Origin of the sequence: Chitinophaga sp., from assembly GCF_039596135.1 — a bacterium.
Classification (GTDB): Bacteria; Bacteroidota; Bacteroidia; order Chitinophagales; family Chitinophagaceae; genus Chitinophaga.
Map to the genome: position 1 here is coordinate 159063 of NZ_JBCNKH010000008.1, position 19236 is coordinate 178298.

Annotated in this window: 12 protein-coding genes; 9 read left to right on the plus strand and 3 right to left on the minus strand. The window is 46.3% G+C overall.

Features of this window, described 5'->3' with window-relative positions:
• Positions 1-164 precede the first annotated feature (164 nt).
• The gene (locus ABDW16_RS08510) at positions 165-2501 is read left to right on the plus strand and encodes a hypothetical protein (RefSeq protein WP_343669043.1); all 2337 of its coding nucleotides are present in this window, start codon (positions 165-167) and stop codon (positions 2499-2501) included.
• Between the two features lie 36 nt (positions 2502-2537).
• On the opposite strand, the gene ABDW16_RS08515 is transcribed toward ABDW16_RS08510, so the two are convergent.
• Together ABDW16_RS08515 and ABDW16_RS08520 are read right to left on the minus strand one after the other, a co-directional pair.
• Positions 2538-6185, minus strand: coding sequence for a BamA/TamA family outer membrane protein (locus ABDW16_RS08515; protein WP_343669044.1), 3648 nt, complete (start codon positions 6183-6185; stop codon positions 2538-2540).
• A 2-nt stretch (positions 6186-6187) separates the two neighbouring features.
• Positions 6188-7042, minus strand: a complete 855-nt coding sequence (locus ABDW16_RS08520; RefSeq protein WP_343669045.1) for an SdiA-regulated domain-containing protein — start codon at positions 7040-7042, stop codon at positions 6188-6190.
• Between the two features lie 83 nt (positions 7043-7125).
• Here ABDW16_RS08520 and ABDW16_RS08525 point away from each other — a divergent pair, with 83 nt between their 5' ends.
• From ABDW16_RS08525 to ABDW16_RS08545, 5 genes are read left to right on the plus strand one after another with little or no spacing between them, the layout of a single operon-like run.
• A complete protein-coding gene (locus ABDW16_RS08525) occupies positions 7126-8355 on the plus strand; it encodes a Pycsar system effector family protein (RefSeq protein ID WP_343669046.1) in 1230 nt (409 codons plus the stop codon).
• Between the two features lie 7 nt (positions 8356-8362).
• Positions 8363-10441, plus strand: a complete 2079-nt coding sequence (gene ppk1, locus ABDW16_RS08530) for a polyphosphate kinase 1 (protein ID WP_343669047.1) — start codon at positions 8363-8365, stop codon at positions 10439-10441.
• Positions 10428-10943, plus strand: coding sequence for a thioredoxin family protein (locus ABDW16_RS08535; protein WP_343669048.1), 516 nt, complete (start codon positions 10428-10430; stop codon positions 10941-10943). Before ppk1 ends, ABDW16_RS08535 begins: the two co-directional genes overlap by 14 nt.
• The gene (locus ABDW16_RS08540; RefSeq protein ID WP_343669049.1) at positions 10940-11413 is read left to right on the plus strand and encodes a DUF4442 domain-containing protein; all 474 of its coding nucleotides are present in this window, start codon (positions 10940-10942) and stop codon (positions 11411-11413) included. Before ABDW16_RS08535 ends, ABDW16_RS08540 begins: the two co-directional genes overlap by 4 nt.
• Positions 11414-11427: 14 nt before the next feature.
• Positions 11428-12834 carry an MBL fold metallo-hydrolase gene (locus tag ABDW16_RS08545; protein WP_343669050.1) on the plus strand — a complete coding sequence of 469 codons (1407 nt, stop codon included), beginning with the start codon at positions 11428-11430 and terminating at the stop codon, positions 12832-12834.
• 163 nt (positions 12835-12997) lie between these two features.
• Here the strand turns inward: ABDW16_RS08545 and ABDW16_RS08550 are convergent, their stop codons facing one another.
• The gene (locus tag ABDW16_RS08550) at positions 12998-15529 is read right to left on the minus strand and encodes a M1 family metallopeptidase (RefSeq protein ID WP_343669051.1); all 2532 of its coding nucleotides are present in this window, start codon (positions 15527-15529) and stop codon (positions 12998-13000) included.
• Positions 15530-15770: 241 nt separating this feature from the next.
• Between ABDW16_RS08550 and ABDW16_RS08555 the strand changes: the two genes are divergently transcribed.
• The 3 genes from ABDW16_RS08555 to truA all read left to right on the plus strand — a co-directional run bounded on the left by ABDW16_RS08555 (position 15771) and on the right by truA (position 18758).
• Positions 15771-16271 (plus strand): biotin/lipoyl-containing protein, encoded by a 501-nt coding sequence (locus ABDW16_RS08555; RefSeq protein ID WP_343669053.1) that lies wholly within the window; start codon positions 15771-15773, stop codon positions 16269-16271.
• A 65-nt stretch (positions 16272-16336) separates the two neighbouring features.
• The gene (locus tag ABDW16_RS08560) at positions 16337-17920 is read left to right on the plus strand and encodes a DUF4476 domain-containing protein (RefSeq protein WP_343669054.1); all 1584 of its coding nucleotides are present in this window, start codon (positions 16337-16339) and stop codon (positions 17918-17920) included.
• Positions 17921-18005: 85 nt separating this feature from the next.
• On the plus strand, positions 18006-18758 hold the full coding sequence (gene truA, locus ABDW16_RS08565) for a tRNA pseudouridine(38-40) synthase TruA (RefSeq protein WP_343669055.1): 753 nt from the start codon (positions 18006-18008) through the stop codon (positions 18756-18758).
• Positions 18759-19236: the final 478 nt, after the last annotated feature.

The following is a 19236-nucleotide window of genomic DNA, read 5'->3' on the forward strand; positions in this document are numbered from 1 at the left end:
TTTTATGGCGGGAATTGCAGTTTTGCATTAAATTTGCATTTAATAATCAACCGCTACCCTCCCGCTTAATCCTGCACACTGTAATTCACCAGATGTAACTACACAATTATTTATTTGTTCATTCGTCATATAACTAGATGAGTCATTTTTACATATTTTAGATTATGAAAGTTTTAACTGCCAGTCCGGAACAATTAAAGGATGAGGCACTGATAGAATCCCATATTTCCTTCGCACCCTACGTAAAGTTTCTGAAGGAAAAAGCGGCCAGTAAATCAGATAGCCGGGCGGCGTATTATCAAAAGATCGCCGAACGCTTTGAGAATAACCCCGCGCTACTTGGCCCCATAGCCGGTGCAGACGACCTGTCGGCTTACCAGGAGTATATCGACCTCATTATCGCTACTATTTTTCCAATCACTTCTGATATGGACAAGGATATCTATGGTATAGGTGTCCCCCAGAAGTTCGCTATATTTTATTACTCCGACCTCTTCAAGCACATTTTCACCGGGAACGGTGACACAATGATGGAAGTCCCAAAGGGCATTTCGGCAGAAAAGGTGAAGAAGGATAAATTGGAGTGGCTGTACAAGCTGATCCTGGAGAAAGCGTACGGTTTCCCTGTTACTTACCAGAACGAGATCATCCACCATATCAATATGCCTGACAGCAATGGCGGCAAGAGATATGTGAAAGTAAATGTGGATCCCCGTTTCGTAGAAGTAAAAGTAAAAGGTGAGCTGCCTCCGCTGACATACGATACCGTATGTATGAAAAAGTTCAGCCCCGAAGGCATGAAGGAAATTCTTCCACTGGATAACTTTTCCCTGGAAGGGTTTGTGATCTGGACATTACAGGATGTAACTAAAGACGAGGTGCAGAATGTAATGAAGAACCTGATCCTGAACATGCACGAGGGCAACGAAAGACGTACTTACCGCCGTATGGAAGAAGAAGTGCAGGCACTGATGGGGGATACCGATCTAAGTGTGCACATCGTACCCATACCGAAGATAAATGGTCGTTATGTGCTGGAATGTGAACAATGTGAAAGTGGGGTGACCCTCGGTGTAACAGGTAGCGAAAAACAGCAGCAACAGCTGTTTCAGCAACTGATCCAGTACCTGGGTCAGAACAAAACGCCGCTTATGCTGCCTGTGGTAACAGAGAGCTCCCTTTATGCATATCCATTTCTGCGCTACCTGCCATTGAAAGGTATCAATAGCTTTGTGCTGGTACCAATATGGCATGAAGATACCCTGCTTGGTATCGTGGAGCTGGCCTCCGGCACTCCTAACAAGATCACTGCCGAAACCCTGGCGCAGGCCATGCCGGCATACCCGCTGTTAGTGATGTTGCTGAACAGGGGAGCTGATATCACGAGCAATCGCATCACCCAGGTCATCAAGGAGCAGTTCACCGCCCTGCAACCTGCTGTGGAATGGAAGTTCATCGATGCTGCATGGCACTACCTGCACACCCCAAAAGCAAAAAGAAAAGACATTGGCAATATTGCATTCGAAGATGTCTATCCATTATATGGCGCTGTCGACATCCGGAACTCTTCTACCGAACGTAGCAATGCGATTCACGAAGACCTCCGCGAACAGCTGCTCCTGATCCGGGAAACCCTGGACCTCATTGGCAATACTATCTACCTGCCATTGCTGGAAGAGCTGAAGTTTAAGAACGATGAGCTCATCACCGGTGTGACCAGCGGCATGCTCTCAGAAGATGAGTTGCGTACCAATAACTACCTGGACGATGAAATTGGCCCATTGTTCCGTCACCTGCACGAAAGTCATCCTGAACTGCAGCCGGCACTGGAACGCTACTTCTCCCTGGTAGACCAGACAGAAGGTCACATTCAGCATCACCGCCAGGATTATGAAGATAGCCTGGCCATGATCAATGCTGAACTGAACCAGTACCTGGATAAAGAGAAAGAAAATATACAACACTCCTTCCCCTGCTACTTTGAGAAGTACCGTACGGATGGGGTAGAGTACAATATTTATATAGGACAGGCCATTGCGCAAACCCGCAAGTTCGACCTGCTCTACCTGCGTAACCTGCGCCTGTGGCAGATACAGTCTATGGCAGACATTGCAAGACTCACCCACAAGTTGGTGCCATCACTGAAGGTGCCACTGCAAACTACCCAGCTGGTACTGGCCCACAGCAACCCAATCGACATCAGCTTCCGGCAGGATGAGCGCCGCTTCGATGTAGAAGGGGCTTACAACATCCGCTATGAAATACTGAAGAAAAGGATTGACAAGGTGCACATCCGCCAGACGGGCAAACGTCTTACCCAACCGGGTACCATTGCGATCGTATATGCTTATGCGAAGGAGATGGAAGAATACCTGAAGTACATCAACTTTCTGCAGAATAAGAACATTCTGCTGCCAGACGTAGAAATGCTGGACCTGGAAGACCTGCAAGGAGTAAGCGGTTTGAGAGCGCTAAGAGTAAAAGTTAATATGGATGCATAAAAAAGGGGGAGATCACCGATCTCCCCTTTTTTATTTTTAAAACCTGAATCCAAATGTGATATAAGGTAATACCTCCTCTTCAGACCTGCCCACCGTTGCCGTAAGTATCAGCATATTCACCGGGCTGAAAAAGATGCCTCCACCATATCCATCATGCCAGGCAGAAGAATGCTCTCCACTTTTCCAAACCCTGCCCACATCATTGAAGGCCAATAAACCCACCGTAGCCGGGAACAGGTAAGAACGGAATTCAAACAGTTTCAATCGCAGCTCAGTATTATTGAATGCCATCGCATCGCCAGCAAAGCGGTAGTTGCGATAACCGCGCAGGTTTTGCACACCACCTAAATACATCGCCTGGAAATATTCATAATGTCCCCACAGCTTACCACCGCCGAACCTTGTTACCAGTACCAGGTTAGCAGCTGTGCTAAAGCTGGTATAAATGCTCATGTCAGTAGAAAGTTGCAGGTAATGACGCTGTTGTTCATTCAGCCCCTGGTTACCATGTAAGGTGGTATTCCAGTAGAAGCCACGTGTAGGTGCAATAGCATTATTACGGGTATCGATCTGGTAACCCAGTTTCAAACCTGCGTAAGACTTGGATTGGTATACAGACAGGGAATCGAGTCCATTCTTGTCGAAGTCCTCAATAATTCTGCCTTTGGTAGCATCCTTATCCAGTGTATAATAAGTGAAGGTAGGGCCATAAATCAGCTGGAACTTGTTTGAGAGGTTCGTTTTGAACAATGGCTCTACATTGTACAGGCTGAAGCGGGTGCGATAATATTTAATCTTCAGGTCTTTCTCGAACACTGTTTCATTACCATAACCAAAGAAGTTGATAGTATTGTTAGGGGCTTTGGCAGTAGCGGTGAGTGCCAGGTCAGTATTCCCGATTACATCTGTGAATTCACCTATATAGCGAAACTGCCAGGCATTGGTACCCAGGCTATGAGCTGCCGTCACCGTTTGCCTGGAGGCAAATGGGCGTTTGCGAAAACCCTGTTTGGTATACTGAAACCCTGCCCCCAGTGACAATCCATCATCGCTGTTGAACCCAGCAGTAGCCAGTGGCATCAGCTTATCGTAGATATACAGCAGCGGTGTACGTTCGTATTTGATGTTCTCCGGATTGTAAGAAAGAATTTTGCGTTCGTTACCTGCCAACGCAAAAGTATCGGCGCCACCACGTTTCTCATAGATGCGAATATGATTGCCTGCATGTTGAGAAGTACTGTCTATATAAGTATCATTGTCTTTGCCACCGATGATGCGGATGTGAATAGGGGTATGGAAATCACCTTTGATGTCGAATTTATCTTCACCGCCCAGGCCAAAGATTCTTATCTCCCTGGTTACTTTTGGATCAAAGGTGCGGGAGTAGATGTTTTGTTGTACCTCTCCTTTCTTGCTGATCTTGTTTACATTCAGCGATACCCATCCATCTTTTTGTCTTTCGATAGTGAACAACTCATCTTTCTTTGTGCCTGTTACATCTACATCCTTCGCGAGGAAGCGGTAAAAATCAAGGGAAGCAGTTTCCAGTTTATCGCGACGGGCAATGAGTGTACGATATGTAAAGTCACCCACCTGCTTCTGCACAGTATCCGGAAAACGGGCTACTGCAGCAGCGATCACAGAGTCAGGCAGGCTAAGTACCAGTTCGTGACTAATTTCTTTCCATTTCTTTTCATCAATCTCATTCATGAAAGAACGGTCAAACGGTTGCGCAGTAGGGTTCTGATATGCAATATTCGGATAGTAAGGTTTGAACCCCTGGAACTTAGGCATTACCCATTTTCTGGCAGCCATATGTGTGATTACCCCCTGGTTTACAAAAAACGCCTGGTCACGGTCGCGGGGCACGGGGAAGAATTCTTTTGTATCCCGTTTCTTGTGTTTCTTCACTCCCCATCGCCACTGGTCGTCATGGCGATCCCAGTCAGCTATCAGCAGGTCCAGCATACGTGCGCGCGCTACGGCTTCCTGGTCGATGGTATTATCATTGTCACCATGTATTTGTTCCAGTACCTTGGTGGTATTGTATGTTTTGCCTTTTACGACAGGTTCTCTTTCTTCAAAGAGATATACATCATCACCATGTGTGCTGGCATAGATGCCCAGTGAAGTATCCTTGGGCAGGTATACAAAAGTCGGGTTGGTATGTGGTACGCCTGCAGCTTCTGCCAGCCTGGCCACAGCCATGGTCGCATATGGATTGGAAGAAGCAATCTGGTCCTGCACTACTTCTTGCGCAATGGTGTTTTTCAGTGCATCGGGAATCGCTTTTTCAGGGTATTTCTTCACAGAGCGCAGTACCCATTCCGTACCTGATTTATCTTCCATACGGAGGGAGAGGGTTTGCATGCCACCACCTCTTTGCAATATTTTGAGACCACCTTTTTCTTTGTTGATATCAAGTACAGGGAAGTTAACGGGAGATGCCCATACATCACGATAGCTCTTACCCAGTAGCCAGTAGTGAATGCCTGTTTTGTGACTATACTGTGTGTCCGCAGGCATGGTTACGAACGGTGGTAGCTCTTTTGCCGTAGGACTGGCATTGGCCAGTTGTTCAGAACGAATGTCCTGTATGTTGAAAAGGTCGCTGGCAAATGAGGGGCCATCGGTTTTATCCAGGGTATAGTATTGTACCGTGATGTTGCCATTCTTTGAGATCTCCAGGGCCGCATACCCGTTCTCGTTACTTGCATAGAGTGACTTAGCACCTTTCTTCACACGGTTCTCTTTTGCACCACTGCCACTTCCGATATAGTAATTCTCTTTGTCTCTGATGAACTGCAGGGCATGATCATGACCAGCTACGAAGACGGCCGGACCATGGGATTTGAAGGCTGCTTCCACACCGCTTACCAGTTCCTGGTAGTCAGGATTAGGCAGGTCTTCCGGTGTACCAAATACTCCACGGGTCAGGGGATAGATAGAACCTATCACCGGCAGTGGAATATACAATCCCTTCTTCAGGTCAGTAAGCGGGAAGATATGTTGCTTCAATGTATAATATCCGCCATGAATACCATAACTGCGCAAAGGATGGTGGGAGGCAAAGATCACCAGCTTGTTCCGGTTACGGACCACGATATCACTCAGTTCATTGAGCACATCCTGTCTTGTTTTAAAGTCACAGGAAGACTCAGGCCCAGGTTTGGCGTAAGGGAATAACCACCATTCGGTATCCATGATCACCAGGGTAATATTATTATCCAAAGGAACTTCGATAGGACCCGGGCAACCATCTTTTGGCAGGAAGGTCACGTTAGGCAGGTTCAGGGAATCAACGTACAATTGTTCATTGATGATGGTTTGCCAGCCATTGGGTCTGGACTTTTCCCAGTCATGGTTACCGGGAATGAAATAAGCCTGAGTATTGGTATTACGTACCAGGTTCACCTGGTAATCAAGTATCTCTTTGGAAAGTGGGTACCGGTTACTGGTAGGGTCAGGCATCCCATAGGGGTATACGTTATCTCCCAGGTAGAGGACAGTATTTCTTGCATCCTGTAAGTCAAAGCGGCTCTTTACAGCATCTATGACGGGGTTGTGGCCATCCTGGTGCAGCTCGCCGGCATCCCCTATCAGGATGATCCTTCTGGCCAGTGTATCCTGTGCCTGTGCCAGGAAGGGCAGGAACAGCATGGAGAGATGTAAAAGGTACTTCATCGTTACAGAGGTCTTTGATTATATTTAAACTTGAGGATATTGGCCGAAGATTCATCGGCCGTTTCATTGGAAATATACATATCGCCATTCGGTGCAAAAGAGATGCCTTCCGGTTGTCTGAATATCGTATGTTTCAGGTTATAAGCTTCCAGTACTTTCCCATCCAGGTCGGTGATTACCAGCAATCTGTTTACGGCAGACAGTATGTACAACCTCTTTTCAATGGGGTGTATGGCTGCTGCTGATGGTTTGAACAGGGTCATTTTTTCGTTGGTGAGGCGCTCAATATCTGCGATATTGATACGAAAGAATGGCGCCTCATCAAAGGTCCATGTCTTCATATCAAAGCGGTAGGCAGTGTTATAACCTTTGCCTTTATCGTCTTCACAGGCTTTACACACCATGACCATCCCATCATTGCGGGGGTCATAGTAGAGGGTTTCAAACTCCTTTTTCCCGTCTGATGGTAGTTTGTAAGCCTCGGCATCAGTAGAGTCGGAGAAGAGACCTGTGACGTGATAGAGGTGCCCGTTACTTTTCAGTACTATCCAGTTTTTTCCGTCGGTAGCAAGGTCTTCGTAGTCCCCGCTTTTGTCGAATTTCCAGTTGGGATAAGGGGTATTCCCCGTTACATCAATAGAAAATACACGGCCCTGTTCATCGTTGATCGCCAGAATATGGTGTTCATCCGGCGCCAGAACGATGCCTGAAATCTCCTGCATGGACTGTCTTACATGAAACCGTGTCGGTTCTCCCAGTTTATATCCTTTCGGAGATTCGTATTTTTTATCCCTGTTGTTGTAATAATTACACGAAGTGAGCAACACGGCAACTATTAATAAATGTCGTAGAGTCATAAGATGAGCAGTATGATGAAATAAAATTAACTCAAAAATGCAGTAACTTGCTGATCTCAGTTTTGCTTTTTTAACCAAGCCTTATGCAGACAAGTGTAATCATCGACGCCGCACAACAATATGTGACGACACAGTACCAGGACCATCCTCACCCCAATCTGGTGTATCATAACCTGGAACATACCAGACAGGTCGTTGCAGCAGCAGCGCAGATTTCAGCGCATTACCGACTGCAGGATACCGACCTTTTAGTCGTGTATGTTGCCGCCTGGTTTCATGACCTGGGCTACCTGCTGGGAGAGTCTAAAACGCACGAAGAGACGGGGGCTTCACTGGCCCGAAATTTTCTAAATGAACAAAAGGTACCGTTAAATATACAAGAACAGGTAACCGGTTGCATCATGGCTACCAAAATGCCACAGGAACCGCACAATCTGCTGGAAGAGATCGTTTGCGATGCAGACCTCTTCAACTTCGGTACCAGGGAGTTCAGGAAACGGACCAAGGTATTGCACAACGAGATTGAGCTTACTCATGGGAAGGAAATACCAGGTGCTGTATGGACAGCTGGCACACTACAGCTGCTGGAATCCCATCATTATCATACTGCTTACTGCCAGGCCCTGTTACAGGAGCAGAAGGAAGAGAATATTGCGTGGCTGAAAAAGCGCCTGGAGAAGCAGGAGGACAAGGCAGAAAAGAAGGAAGAGAAAAACGAGGTGAAAGAGAACAAGAAGATAAAAGTGGATAAGCCTGAAAAGAAAAATAAAGAACCAAAAGCAGGCAGAGGGGTGGAAACCATGTTCCGTACTACCTCATCCAACCACATTCGCCTGAGTGCCATGGCCGACAGCAAGGCACACATCATGATTTCGGTGAACTCTATCATCGTATCCGTAATACTCGGTGTACTCTTCCGCAAGCTGGAAGACTATCCTAACCTGATCATCCCTGCTGTATTATTCCTCACTACAGGTGTGATTACTATTATCTTCTCCGTACTGGCCACCCGACCAAATGTGAATAAAGGTAAGTTCACCAGGGAAGATATCGCTAATAAAAAGACAAACCTGCTCTTCTTTGGCAACTTCCACGAGATGGACCTGGAGCAATATGCCTGGGGTATGACGGAGATGATGAAGGATAGCGATTACCTGTATGGTAGCATGATCCAGGATATTTACCACCTGGGTGTGGTACTGGGTAAAAAGTATAAACAATTGCGCATTGCGTACAACATATTTATGTTTGGGCTGATCATTTCAGTGTTGGCATTTGTGATAGCCGCCTTGTTCTTTCCTGTGCATAACTAAGTGATATATGAATACTCCACTGTATGACCGTGATCTGAGCTGGTTATCATTTAATTACAGGGTACTGAGCATGGCCAAAGACCCTGTGGTGCCGCTATATGAACGCATCCGCTTTTTGTCCATCTTCTCTTCAAACTTAGACGAGTTTTTTCGTGTGCGTATGCCTGCTATCATGGCAGTGAATAAACTGGTGCGCGACAATCCTGCTGTGGCAGGGGAAGAAACCCTCTCCGGCGATACACTCCCCATTATTCAACAGGAGATTAACAGGCAGCTGGACGAGTTTGGGCGTACGCTTACTCAGCAGCTTGTGCCTGCATTAAGAGATAACGGTATCGATCTTTACTATAACCAGGAAATACTGCCTTCGCACCTGGCTCCTATGCGGGAATTTTTCCAGACGAAGATCCTGGGCTTTTTGCAGCCCTTCTGGCTGGACAAGAAGAAACCCAAAGATGCATTCCTGGAAAATAACCAGTTGTACCTGGTAGTATCCGTTTCTCCCGCAAACGAACCCGACCGCCTGCAATATGCCGTGGTCAATATTCCCAGTAGTGAGCTGCCTCGTTTCTTTGAACTTCCGCAAATTCAGGATGTAAGCTACATTGTGATGCTGGACGACATTATCCGGGAAAATGTTGGCTGGCTGTTTCCAGGTTACATTATCAATGGTTGTTACAGTATCAAAATCACCCGCGATGCGGAAACTGATATGAACGAACTGGCCAGCGACATCCTGGACCAGGTAGAAACCATGATTGCCAAAAGGGAACTGGGTATACCTACCCGTTTTCTCTATGACAGCAGTATGCCGATAGCCTTAAGACAGTTGCTGGGTACTTACTTCAGTATCCTGCCCAAGGAAATGGTGCCAGGAGGCCGTTATCACAACCTGAAGGATTTGGCTGACCTGCCCATGCCGGTGAAGTCTCCGCTGTTTACTTATCCTAAACAGCCTTCGGCGCACCTGCCGCAACTGGATAAGGTGCCACACCTGCTGGAAGAAGTATTGCAAAGGGATATCATTCTCCATCCCCCTTACCAGCGATATGAATACATTCTTCGTTTCTTCAACGAAGCAGCGACTGATCCTGCAGTCAGGGAAATTTACATTACACTTTATCGCATTGCCGCCAGCTCACAGATCGCCAATGCCCTTATCAGCGCTGCGCGCAATGGCAAGCAGGTAACGGTATTTGTAGAGCTGAAAGCCCGTTTCGATGAGGCCAACAATATCCGTTGGGCCAAGAAAATGAAGGCGGCTGGCGTAAAGATCATTTATAGTATTCCAGGGTTGAAGGTACATGCCAAGATCGCCCTGGTAAAGCGGAAACGCGGTTACGAATGGGATTATGCGGGGCTGATGGCCACTGGTAATTTCAATGAAAGCACGGCCCGTTTTTACACAGACCATGTATTGCTCACGGCACATCGGGGTATTACCCAGGAACTGGAGCTGTTGTTCTTGTACCTGCAGGCCCGCCAGCAACCTGATAAATACCGCTATCTGAAATTCAATCACCTGCTGGTCGCGCAGTTTAATCTAAAGACGCGCTTCTCTGAACTGATAGACAGGGAGATAGCAAATGTAAGGGCTGGTAAACCGGCACATATCACTATCAAGCTGAATAACCTGCAGGAAAAGGATATGATTGCCAAACTATACGAAGCCAGCGAAGCGGGTGTACAGGTAGACCTCATTGCCCGCAGTATTTGCTGTTTGCAACCCGACCAGCCTGAAAGCAGCAATATCAAAGTAAGAAGAATCGTGGACCGCTACCTGGAACATGCACGTGTATTCATCTTCCATAATAATGGGGAAGAAGAAGTATATATGGGCTCGGCAGACTGGATGAACCGTAATATTCACCGGCGCATAGAAGTATGCTTCCCGGTATATGCGAAGGAACTGGCTGCCCAGCTGAAGGAGATTATCAACCTCCAGTTGGCAGACAATACGAATGCAGTGAGGCTGGATGCGCAGTTCCACAATTTACCTTTCACTCCTGAAAAGGATGCTACTGCTGTCAATGCCCAGCTGGGAATTTATCAATACGTTCAATCATTGGAAAATGACCAACATTAGTCGCTTATTCATCGGGTTACTCTGCCTGTTTGCCACTACGACCCTGCATGCACAGGAAAAGCATGCACCGGACCTGGAACATATTTATAACCCGGGTGCGGATGCCGCTGCTGATCTGGCAGCTATACAGCAACAGGCGGCGGCCGCCAAAAAGCATATACTGGTACAGGTAGGGGGTAACTGGTGCATATGGTGTAAGCGGTTCTATAAATTCACAGAAGAGGATAGTACACTGAAAAACTTGCTGGACAAGAACTTTATCGTATATCATCTGAATTATAGCAAGGAAAACAAGAACCTGCCTATGCTGCAAAAGCTGGGTTATCCACAGCGTTTCGGTTTTCCGGTGATCGTGATCCTGGATGCAAAGGGCAACAGATTACATACGCAGGATACCGGGTTACTGGAATCCGCAGACTCATATGATCAGAAGAAGATAGCTATGCTATTGAAGCAATGGGGCCCGGATGCACTCAACCCTGCTTATTATACTAATCAATGATACAATTCCAACGTTTAGTAACACAACCCTGGAAGTTTTCCCTGTTTTTGTTGTATAAACTACCGGCAGCCTGGCTGGCGGGGGTAAGAGTACAACAATTGACCCCTGGTGTTTGTATCACTTCCGTACCTTTCAGGTGGTTGTCACAGAATCCCTTTAAGTCTACCTATTTTGCCTGCCTGGCAATGGCGGCAGAAATGAGCACGGGAATACCGGCCATGTGGTTTACGTCTGATGCAGCGCCTGCCCGTGTATCCATGTTGGTAACTGGTATGCAGGCCAGCTTTCTGAAAAAAGCAACGGGAAAAACTTACTTTACATGTGAAGAACTGGACGGCATGCAGGCGGCTATACAATATGCAGTAACTTCGGGGGAGCCTGTAACCATCACAGTCAATACTATTGGAAAAAGCCACGATGGCACAGTAATTGCCACGTTCGCGATCACCTGGTCGTTTAAGAAACGCTGATAAAACTCAATCATATGAAGATAGCCTTTCATGGGGCGGCACGTACCGTTACTGGTTCGAAACACCTGATTACATTAAAGAATGGGAAAAAGATCTTATTGGATTGTGGCATGTTTCAGGGAATGGGAAAGGACACAGATGCGATGAACTTTGACCTGGGTTTTGACCCGTCTACCGTCACCATGATGGTATTGTCTCATGCGCATATTGACCATACAGGTCTGATTCCCCTGTTGGTAAAAAGAGGGTTTAAGGGCCAGATCTTTTGTACCTCCGCTACATTTGACCTCACCCAGATTCTATTAATGGACTCCGCCAGGATCCAGGAAGAGGATGTGAAGTATACCAATAAGAAACGCCGGAAAATAGGATTGCCGCAGGAAGAACCGCTATATACAGTGGAAGATGCAAAAAAGAGTATTGCCTTTTTCAAGAAGGTAAAGAGCTATAAAGAATGGCACCGGATAGATGACGAGGTAGAAGTGATGTTTACAGATGCGGGTCATATCATAGGCAGTGCAGCGGTGACCCTTCGTATTACAGAAGGGGGTAAGCCAACGATCATTACTTTTAGTGGGGATATTGGCAGATACAATGATGCGATCCTGAAATCGCCGGATACCTTTCCGCAGGCAGATTACATCCTGATGGAATCTACCTATGGCAGTACCCTGCATGCAGAGGCGGCACCGGGTACCGATATATTGCTGAAGTATATACATGATACCTGTAAGGTGAAGAAAGGAAAGCTGATCATACCAGCATTTAGTGTAGGTCGTACGCAGGAGTTGCTGTATGCCCTGAATAAGGCACAGATGGATGGCCAGCTGCCAAAGGTGGATATCTTTGTGGATAGTCCCTTGTCAATGGAGGCTACAGAGGTCGTGACCAGTCATCCGGAGTTGTTTAATAAGACAGTAGCGAAGTTGTTACAGATAGATGATGATGTATTTGATTTCCCGGGATTACATTTTATAGAATCGGTAGATGAGTCAAAAAATCTTAACTTCCGTAAGGAGCCTTGTGTGATTATTTCTGCTTCAGGGATGGCGGAAGCGGGAAGGGTTAAGCATCATATAGCTAATAATATTAATGATTCTAAGAATACCATCCTGATGGTGGGCTATTGTGAACCACAATCTCTGGGTGGCAGGTTGATGAGAGGGGCGAAGGAGGTATCGATTTATGGTACCCGCTATGAGGTGAGGGCAGAAGTGGGGAGCATTCGGTCTATGAGTGCCCATGGAGATTATGAAGACCTGAGCCAGTGGCTGTCATGCCAGGATCCAAGAGAGGTGAAGAAGTTGTTTTTAGTGCATGGGGAGTATGAAGTGCAGCAGATATTCAGGGATTGGTTGTCGAAAAAAGGGTTTAGGGATATAGAGATACCGGAAAGGCATTCCGAGGTAGGATTGGGATAGGATAAGTTCATTCCAGGTCCACGTTGTCTTCGACGCTTGTTCGAGTGTTGTTCGAGTGTTCTTCGAGTGTTGTTCGACGCTTCTTCGATGCTTCTTCGACGCTTGTTCGACTAAAGCATAATTAAAACCCGGTTTTGCCATACAGCAAAACCGGGTTTTCCTTTTAGTCCTTCAGCTCACTGATCACTTTCTTAATATAGTCATACTGCTTCATCAGGTCTGCTTTTTTATCAGCAGGTGCGATAGTTGCCTTGTCCAGTTTTCTCTTGGCCACAGGCTGCAGCATATTTACCATGTAGTTGGTCACCATCTTGTTATTGAAAGTTTTTACCATATCCCGAACCTGTCCTACGCCTTTGATCACGATATCAGGGTTATCCACATTTGCCAGGATGGTTATATACTGAATTGCATCTTCTACCTTTTCCTGGCCACTTGCTTCGTCAAAGGTTTTGGAAAAGAAAGCGATGTCATCTTCATTTCCCTTTTTTGCATACACATTTGCAATTGCATTGCGCAGTGCTCCCCTGGAAGTGGCTTCCATCTGCTTGGCCAGTGTATAGGACTTCTCAGCATCAATAGAAGACAGGCTGGTCAGCGCTGCACCTGCAGCAGCATAAGACTGATCTTTGGTAGCAGCTTCGAACAGGGAGGTGTACTGTGCATCTCTGAGGCTACCCAGCTGTTTCAGGGCCGCTGCACGTACTGTTGCATTGTTATCGCTCTTTGCCAGTTGTTGTAATACGGGCAGCGCAGCAGATTTTACAGCTTCGTCGCTCAGATTCAGCCCTTTTATTGCCAGGGAGCGAATACCATAGAATTTATCTTTCAGCGCCGCAATCACCACCTTACGGGCACCGGTATTAGCCTGATCTTTCAGACAAGCTTCCAGGGCTTCCCTGCGATCCAGGTAGTTAGGGGCGTTGTTGAACTGGAAGATATAGGTATTCAGGTCTCTGTGATCGTCGATATCAGCCAGCAGTACCTTGTCTGCATCTACATTCACCAGGTCTGGCTTTGTAGTATAAGGGAAGGTGAAGGAAGCTGTTTTATCGGTCACATTTACCAGGTGGCGTTCTTTTTTACCACCTGCATAGATGTCAATTGCCATTGGCAGCTGGAAGATCTTACCGGATTCCTGGGTCTGGGCGATATTGACAGTTACAGTTTTAGCTCCGTCATTGTATTGATAGCTTACGTCCAGTTTAGGAAAACCGTCGCCAAAGTACCATTGGTTAAAGAACCAGTTCAGGTCCTCCCCGGTTACTTCTTCAAAGGCCAGGCGGAGTTGATGTGCTTCCGCAGGTTTGAAGGCATTCGTCTTCAGGTAGAGGTTCAGGGATTTGAAGAAGGCGCTGTCTCCTACTACATTGCGGAGCATATGCAGGATGCGGCCACCTTTCTGGTAGCTCACAGCGTCGAACATATCTTCTTTGTCGTGGTAGTGGAAACGCACCAGGTCACGGTCACCGGCGTATTCGGAGAACTGCTTATAGCCTTCCATGGCTTCCAGCCCATGAGCATCTGCTTCATCTTTGCCATATTTATGTTCCAGCCACAGGTATTCACTATAGTCAGCAAAAGATTCATTCAGGGTCAGGTTACTCCATGACTCAGCCGTCACCAGGTCACCAAACCAGTGGTGGAAGAGTTCATGGGCGATGACAGATTCATTGTAGTTGTTATTATCCAGCAGTTCCCGATCAGTCTTCTGTACGAAATCGCCGTGCAGGGTAGCAGTGGTATTTTCCATAGCCCCGGATACATAGTCTCTTACTACGATCTGGGAGTACTTAGGCCATGCATAGTCATAACCGAGAATGTTGGAGTAGAAGGTGAGCATTTCAGGGGTATTACCAAAAATGGCTTTGGCATATGGTTCGTACGCTTTTTCCACATAGTAGCTCACTTCTTTACCACGCCATTGTTCCTTTACGATGGCAAAGTCGCCTACGGCCATCATGAACAGGTAAGGAGAGTGGGGGAGGTCCATCTTCCAGGTATCGGTCCGGGTGCCGTCCGCATTGTTTTTTTGACTCACCAGTTTACCATTGGAGAGGGTCACGTATTTCTTGTCGACAGTCATACTGATCTCTTCGGTACATTTCTGGGCGGTCTTATCAATCGTAGGGAACCAAACAGAGTTAGATTCGGTTTCACCCTGTGTCCAGATCTGGATTGGCTTATTTTTGTCCGTGCCATCCGGGTTGATGAAATAGAGGCCTTTGGCATCGGTGATAGCTGCGCTGCCGGAGGCAGTTATTTCTTCTGGTCTGGCCACATAATCTATATATACAGTATAGGAATCGTTGCGGTCGTACACTTTATCCAGTTGGATATGCAGCTGGGTACTGTCGTAAGTATACTTCAGAGTTGTGTTTTTACCACCTTTTACCAGGGCAACAGTTTTGATGTCCATATCTTTGGCATCGAGGGTAAGGGAATCGGTTGGATAGAAATGAGGTTTGAGGGTGAGCCAGGCTTTACCATACAGATATCTTTTGGCGTAATCAAAGCGGACATCCAGTTTGGTGTGGGAAAGATCGTTCACTCTTGTTGCGGTGGCCCTGTAGATCTTCAGGAGAGGATCATTGGCATTGTCAGGTTGCTGGGCATAAGCGGGGGAATAACACATGCTTCCAGTCAGACATACTACCAGCAGGCCTTTTAGTGCTTGCTTCAAAGATTTAGACATTGTAAGAAATTGATTTTGCAACGAATTAACGAGTATTATTAGAAATATTTGGGTTTTGGGTTGTTAATCTTGGTATAAACGGGATAATTGGCGATAATTCGGGATATCAGCTCCAATTTCGGACTATTGAAGGCCTTAGGTAAGCGGCTTCCTTTCAGAATAAAATAAAAAGAGATTCTTTCTTGCTGTCGCAGGCCTCCCAAAAAAAGCTATTTTTGTCTCAGTTCAGATAAAACAACTTATGATCAAAGCAATGGTAAATGGCACCATGCCATTTGCAATCAATACGGCACCTGGAGGGCTCACCTGCAATGGGCAAGCCGTACAATGGTCTGGGCTGGAATTGCCTACCGGCAATTATAGTGTAATATTGGATGGGCGGAGTTATATAGCTCAGGTCATCAGCATAGACAAAGAAGCAAAAAAAGTAAAAGTCCTGGTTGAGCAACAGGCATATGAGGTCGCTATCGAGGAACCGATAGACCAGCTGCTGGCAGCTATGGGTATCAACCATGCCACTACCCGCAAGGTGAATGATATCAAAGCCCCAATGCCCGGGCTGGTACTGAAAGTACTGGTTTCACCAGGCCAGGCAATTAAAAAAGGCGATCCGGTACTCATCCTGGAAGCCATGAAAATGGAGAATGTATTTAAGGCAACCGCAGATGCCATCGTAAAGGAAATCAAGGTCTCTGAGCGAATTGCCGTAGAAAAAGGGGAGATCCTCGTTATATTGGAATAGTATTTGTTTTCTAAGCAGCCGCGTGGGTTTTGATGAACACCCGTTCGGGGTTATATTATATTTCTATGATTAAGTATTTAAAAAAATCTTTATTGATACCGTGCTTCTTCCTGATGGCATTGCGGATGGCAGCGCAGGATAAGCAGTATTACATTTATATACAAAGCGAAAGGTCCCAGCCTTTTTATGTACGCTTTGATGGAAAATTACTCAGCTCTTCCGATAAAGGCTATATTATCATCTCCAAGTTGCCAGCTGGTACTGCCAACATGCGTATTGGTTTTGCAAAAAGCGAAGTACCTGAACAGCAATATATGGTAAAAGTTGGGGGACCCAATGACCAGGGATACCTTTTGAAGCAGGATGGCTTATATAATATAGTAACTTTTGCTGCCACAAGACCAGTGAAGAAGGGAGAAGAAGCGGCAGTAGCAGTGGAGACACCAGCGCCTGCACCGGCACCTGTTGTAGAGACTCCGGTGCCTGCACCTGTTGAAACAGCAACAGCGCCGGAACCGCAAAAGGCAATGATGGATTCTATGCAAAAAGACCTGGCAGCAGCTTTCCCGGGTAAAGATGCAGGAGTAACAGTAGGTCCCGGTACCCGTCCGGTAAAACCGACCAACAAGTTTTCAGAATCGCTGGATAGGGTTGTAAAAGATGACAGACCGGAGGAGCCACTGGTAGATCCGAATGCAGGCACAGGTATGATCCTGGCACCTGCTGCAGATACAGCAGCAGCTAAGCAGCAACCGGAAGAAAAGAAAGGACGTAGAAAACGTAGAGATAGAGAACCGCTTACAGCAGAAGAACAACAGATTCTGGCAGATGTAATGGCGGAGGAGCATAAGGCAGCAACTGCCCCACCTCCTGCAACCGCAGCGGATGTAGCTGTTACAACTGATACAGCTGTAGCTGTTGTAACAGAATCAGCTACAGCCCCCGTGGCAACAGAAGAAGCTCCCGCACCTGAAAAGAAATCAAAGAAGGCAAAGAAAAAAAGAGCAGATGATCCTGCTTTTATCGATTTCCAGGATGGCAGCAATGCGCAGGCAGGGGTAACAGAGGGAACTCCTGTACCTGTAACAAGTGCTGCGGAGGAACCAGCTCCATCTCCTAAAAAGAAAAAACGTAGAATAGATGCGGAAGAACATGCTAATAATGTATTAACAGACGATTCATCCGGTTATGCCGTATCGGATCTGAATATTGATCATTCCAGCAGGAAAGACCGTAAAAAGAAGAAGCAGGATGTTGAGGAAGGCACTGTTGCTCCTGCAACCTCTGCTGCTGATGTACCCGCGGTAGCTACAGACGAAACAAAGAAGTCTTCTTCCGTAAAGATGATCAATTCTGATTGTGGTAAGGTGATGGATGATGATACTTTCCGTAAGCTGCTCCGCAAGTTTGTAGGCGGGAAGGATGACGATGGAATGATAGATGCATTTAAAAAACAGGCGAAAGGGTACTGTCTCGAAACATCCCAGGTAAAGACGCTGGTACAGCTGTTGGGTACAGATGACAGTCGTTACCGTTTACTGGATCAGGCATATCCTAAAGTATATGATTCCGAGCATTTTGCTTCCCTGGAAAGTGTGCTCTCCGACAGTTATTACAAAGGTCGCTTCAAGGCAATGGTTCATAGATAAGCACCTCATCATAGAAAGGCAGAAGGCCACAGGTTGAATTTCAACTTGTGGCCTTCTGCTTTTTGCGTCTTACCTTCGCGGCATTATGAGATATTTTATAGAAGTAGCGTATAAAGGAACTCAATTCGGTGGCTTTCAGATCCAGGATACGGCACATACGGTGCAGGCTGAAATAGACCGGGCAATAAGTCTGCTCATGAGAGAGAAGGTGGAAACGACAGGCTCCAGCCGTACAGATGCAGGGGTACATGCGTTGCAGAACTTTCTGCATTTTGATATCGCGCAACCTTTACACCCGCAATTCATCTATAAGGTAAATGCGATCCTGTCCCGCGATATTGTGCTAAAGCAGGTCTACGCGGTGAGCGATGAAGCACACTCCCGTTTCGATGCCCTGAACCGTGCCTATAAATATACCTTGTACACCCAGAAGGATCCTTTTATGCAGGATAGGGGATACTTCTATCCTTATAGTCTGGACTTTGACCTGTTGCAGGAAGCAGCAGGAGTATTAAAGACTTATGAGAACTTCATGACTTTTAGTAAGCGGAACACGCAGGTGAGAACCTATAACTGTAATATTATGGAATCAGCGTGGACGATAGAGAACAACCAGATCGTATACCGTGTACGGGCTAATCGTTTTTTGAGAGGAATGGTGCGGGGGATGGTGGGCACAATGCTGAGAGTAGGGCGTGGAAAGCTGACTATGGAGGGGTTCAGGGAAGCGATAGAGATGAGGGATTGTACATATGCAGACTTCGCGGTACCTCCACAGGGGTTGTTTTTAATGCAGGTATCGTATCCATCCGGGATGCTTGATAAAGGAATTTTCTAAAAATATAATGCTGATTTACAGGCGATTATAGCTTATCTGTTCACTATCTTTCAAAAAAGATTTTGCAGTAAAGAAAAAAGCTCTACTTTTGCATCCCGCTTTGATAGAAAGCACGGCACGAAAAGCTCTTTATTTATCCGTTTTGCAACAAGCTACAACTCTCTCCAGGCAAGCATTTGAGCGAATTATTGAAAAAATAAAAAACTTAAAAAAGATTTGGTAGAAATGAAAAAATAGCTACCTTTGCAACCCCAACGCAAACGACGCGAAACGGAAAGCTAAGATGTAGGAACCACAAGGGTTCGCACGGATCGGATCCGAAACATCGACAAAATCTTGGCAATAAGATATAGCTCTTTGAAAGATTGGAAACAACAGCATAATAAACACAGGTAATTGTTTAAGCGAAAAACATTAGATAATTCGTCTGATTTCGAGAGAAATTAGCCGGTATCAAAACTTCTTTACAATGGAGAGT

Bases quoted from the DNA above. Each gene is read 5' to 3' on its own strand.
- ABDW16_RS08510 (WP_343669043.1), top strand. From the start codon at position 165: ATGAAAGTTTTAACTGCCAGTCCGGAACAATTAAAGGATGAGGCACTG.
- ABDW16_RS08515 (WP_343669044.1), bottom strand. From the start codon at position 6,185: ATGAAGTACCTTTTACATCTCTCCATGCTGTTCCTGCCCTTCCTGGCA.
- ABDW16_RS08520 (WP_343669045.1), bottom strand. From the start codon at position 7,042: ATGACTCTACGACATTTATTAATAGTTGCCGTGTTGCTCACTTCGTGT.
- ABDW16_RS08525 (WP_343669046.1), top strand. From the start codon at position 7,126: ATGCAGACAAGTGTAATCATCGACGCCGCACAACAATATGTGACGACA.
- ppk1 (WP_343669047.1), top strand. From the start codon at position 8,363: ATGAATACTCCACTGTATGACCGTGATCTGAGCTGGTTATCATTTAAT.
- ABDW16_RS08535 (WP_343669048.1), top strand. From the start codon at position 10,428: ATGACCAACATTAGTCGCTTATTCATCGGGTTACTCTGCCTGTTTGCC.
- ABDW16_RS08540 (WP_343669049.1), top strand. From the start codon at position 10,940: ATGATACAATTCCAACGTTTAGTAACACAACCCTGGAAGTTTTCCCTG.
- ABDW16_RS08545 (WP_343669050.1), top strand. From the start codon at position 11,428: ATGAAGATAGCCTTTCATGGGGCGGCACGTACCGTTACTGGTTCGAAA.
- ABDW16_RS08550 (WP_343669051.1), bottom strand. From the start codon at position 15,529: ATGTCTAAATCTTTGAAGCAAGCACTAAAAGGCCTGCTGGTAGTATGT.
- ABDW16_RS08555 (WP_343669053.1), top strand. From the start codon at position 15,771: ATGATCAAAGCAATGGTAAATGGCACCATGCCATTTGCAATCAATACG.
- ABDW16_RS08560 (WP_343669054.1), top strand. From the start codon at position 16,337: ATGATTAAGTATTTAAAAAAATCTTTATTGATACCGTGCTTCTTCCTG.
- truA (WP_343669055.1), top strand. From the start codon at position 18,006: ATGAGATATTTTATAGAAGTAGCGTATAAAGGAACTCAATTCGGTGGC.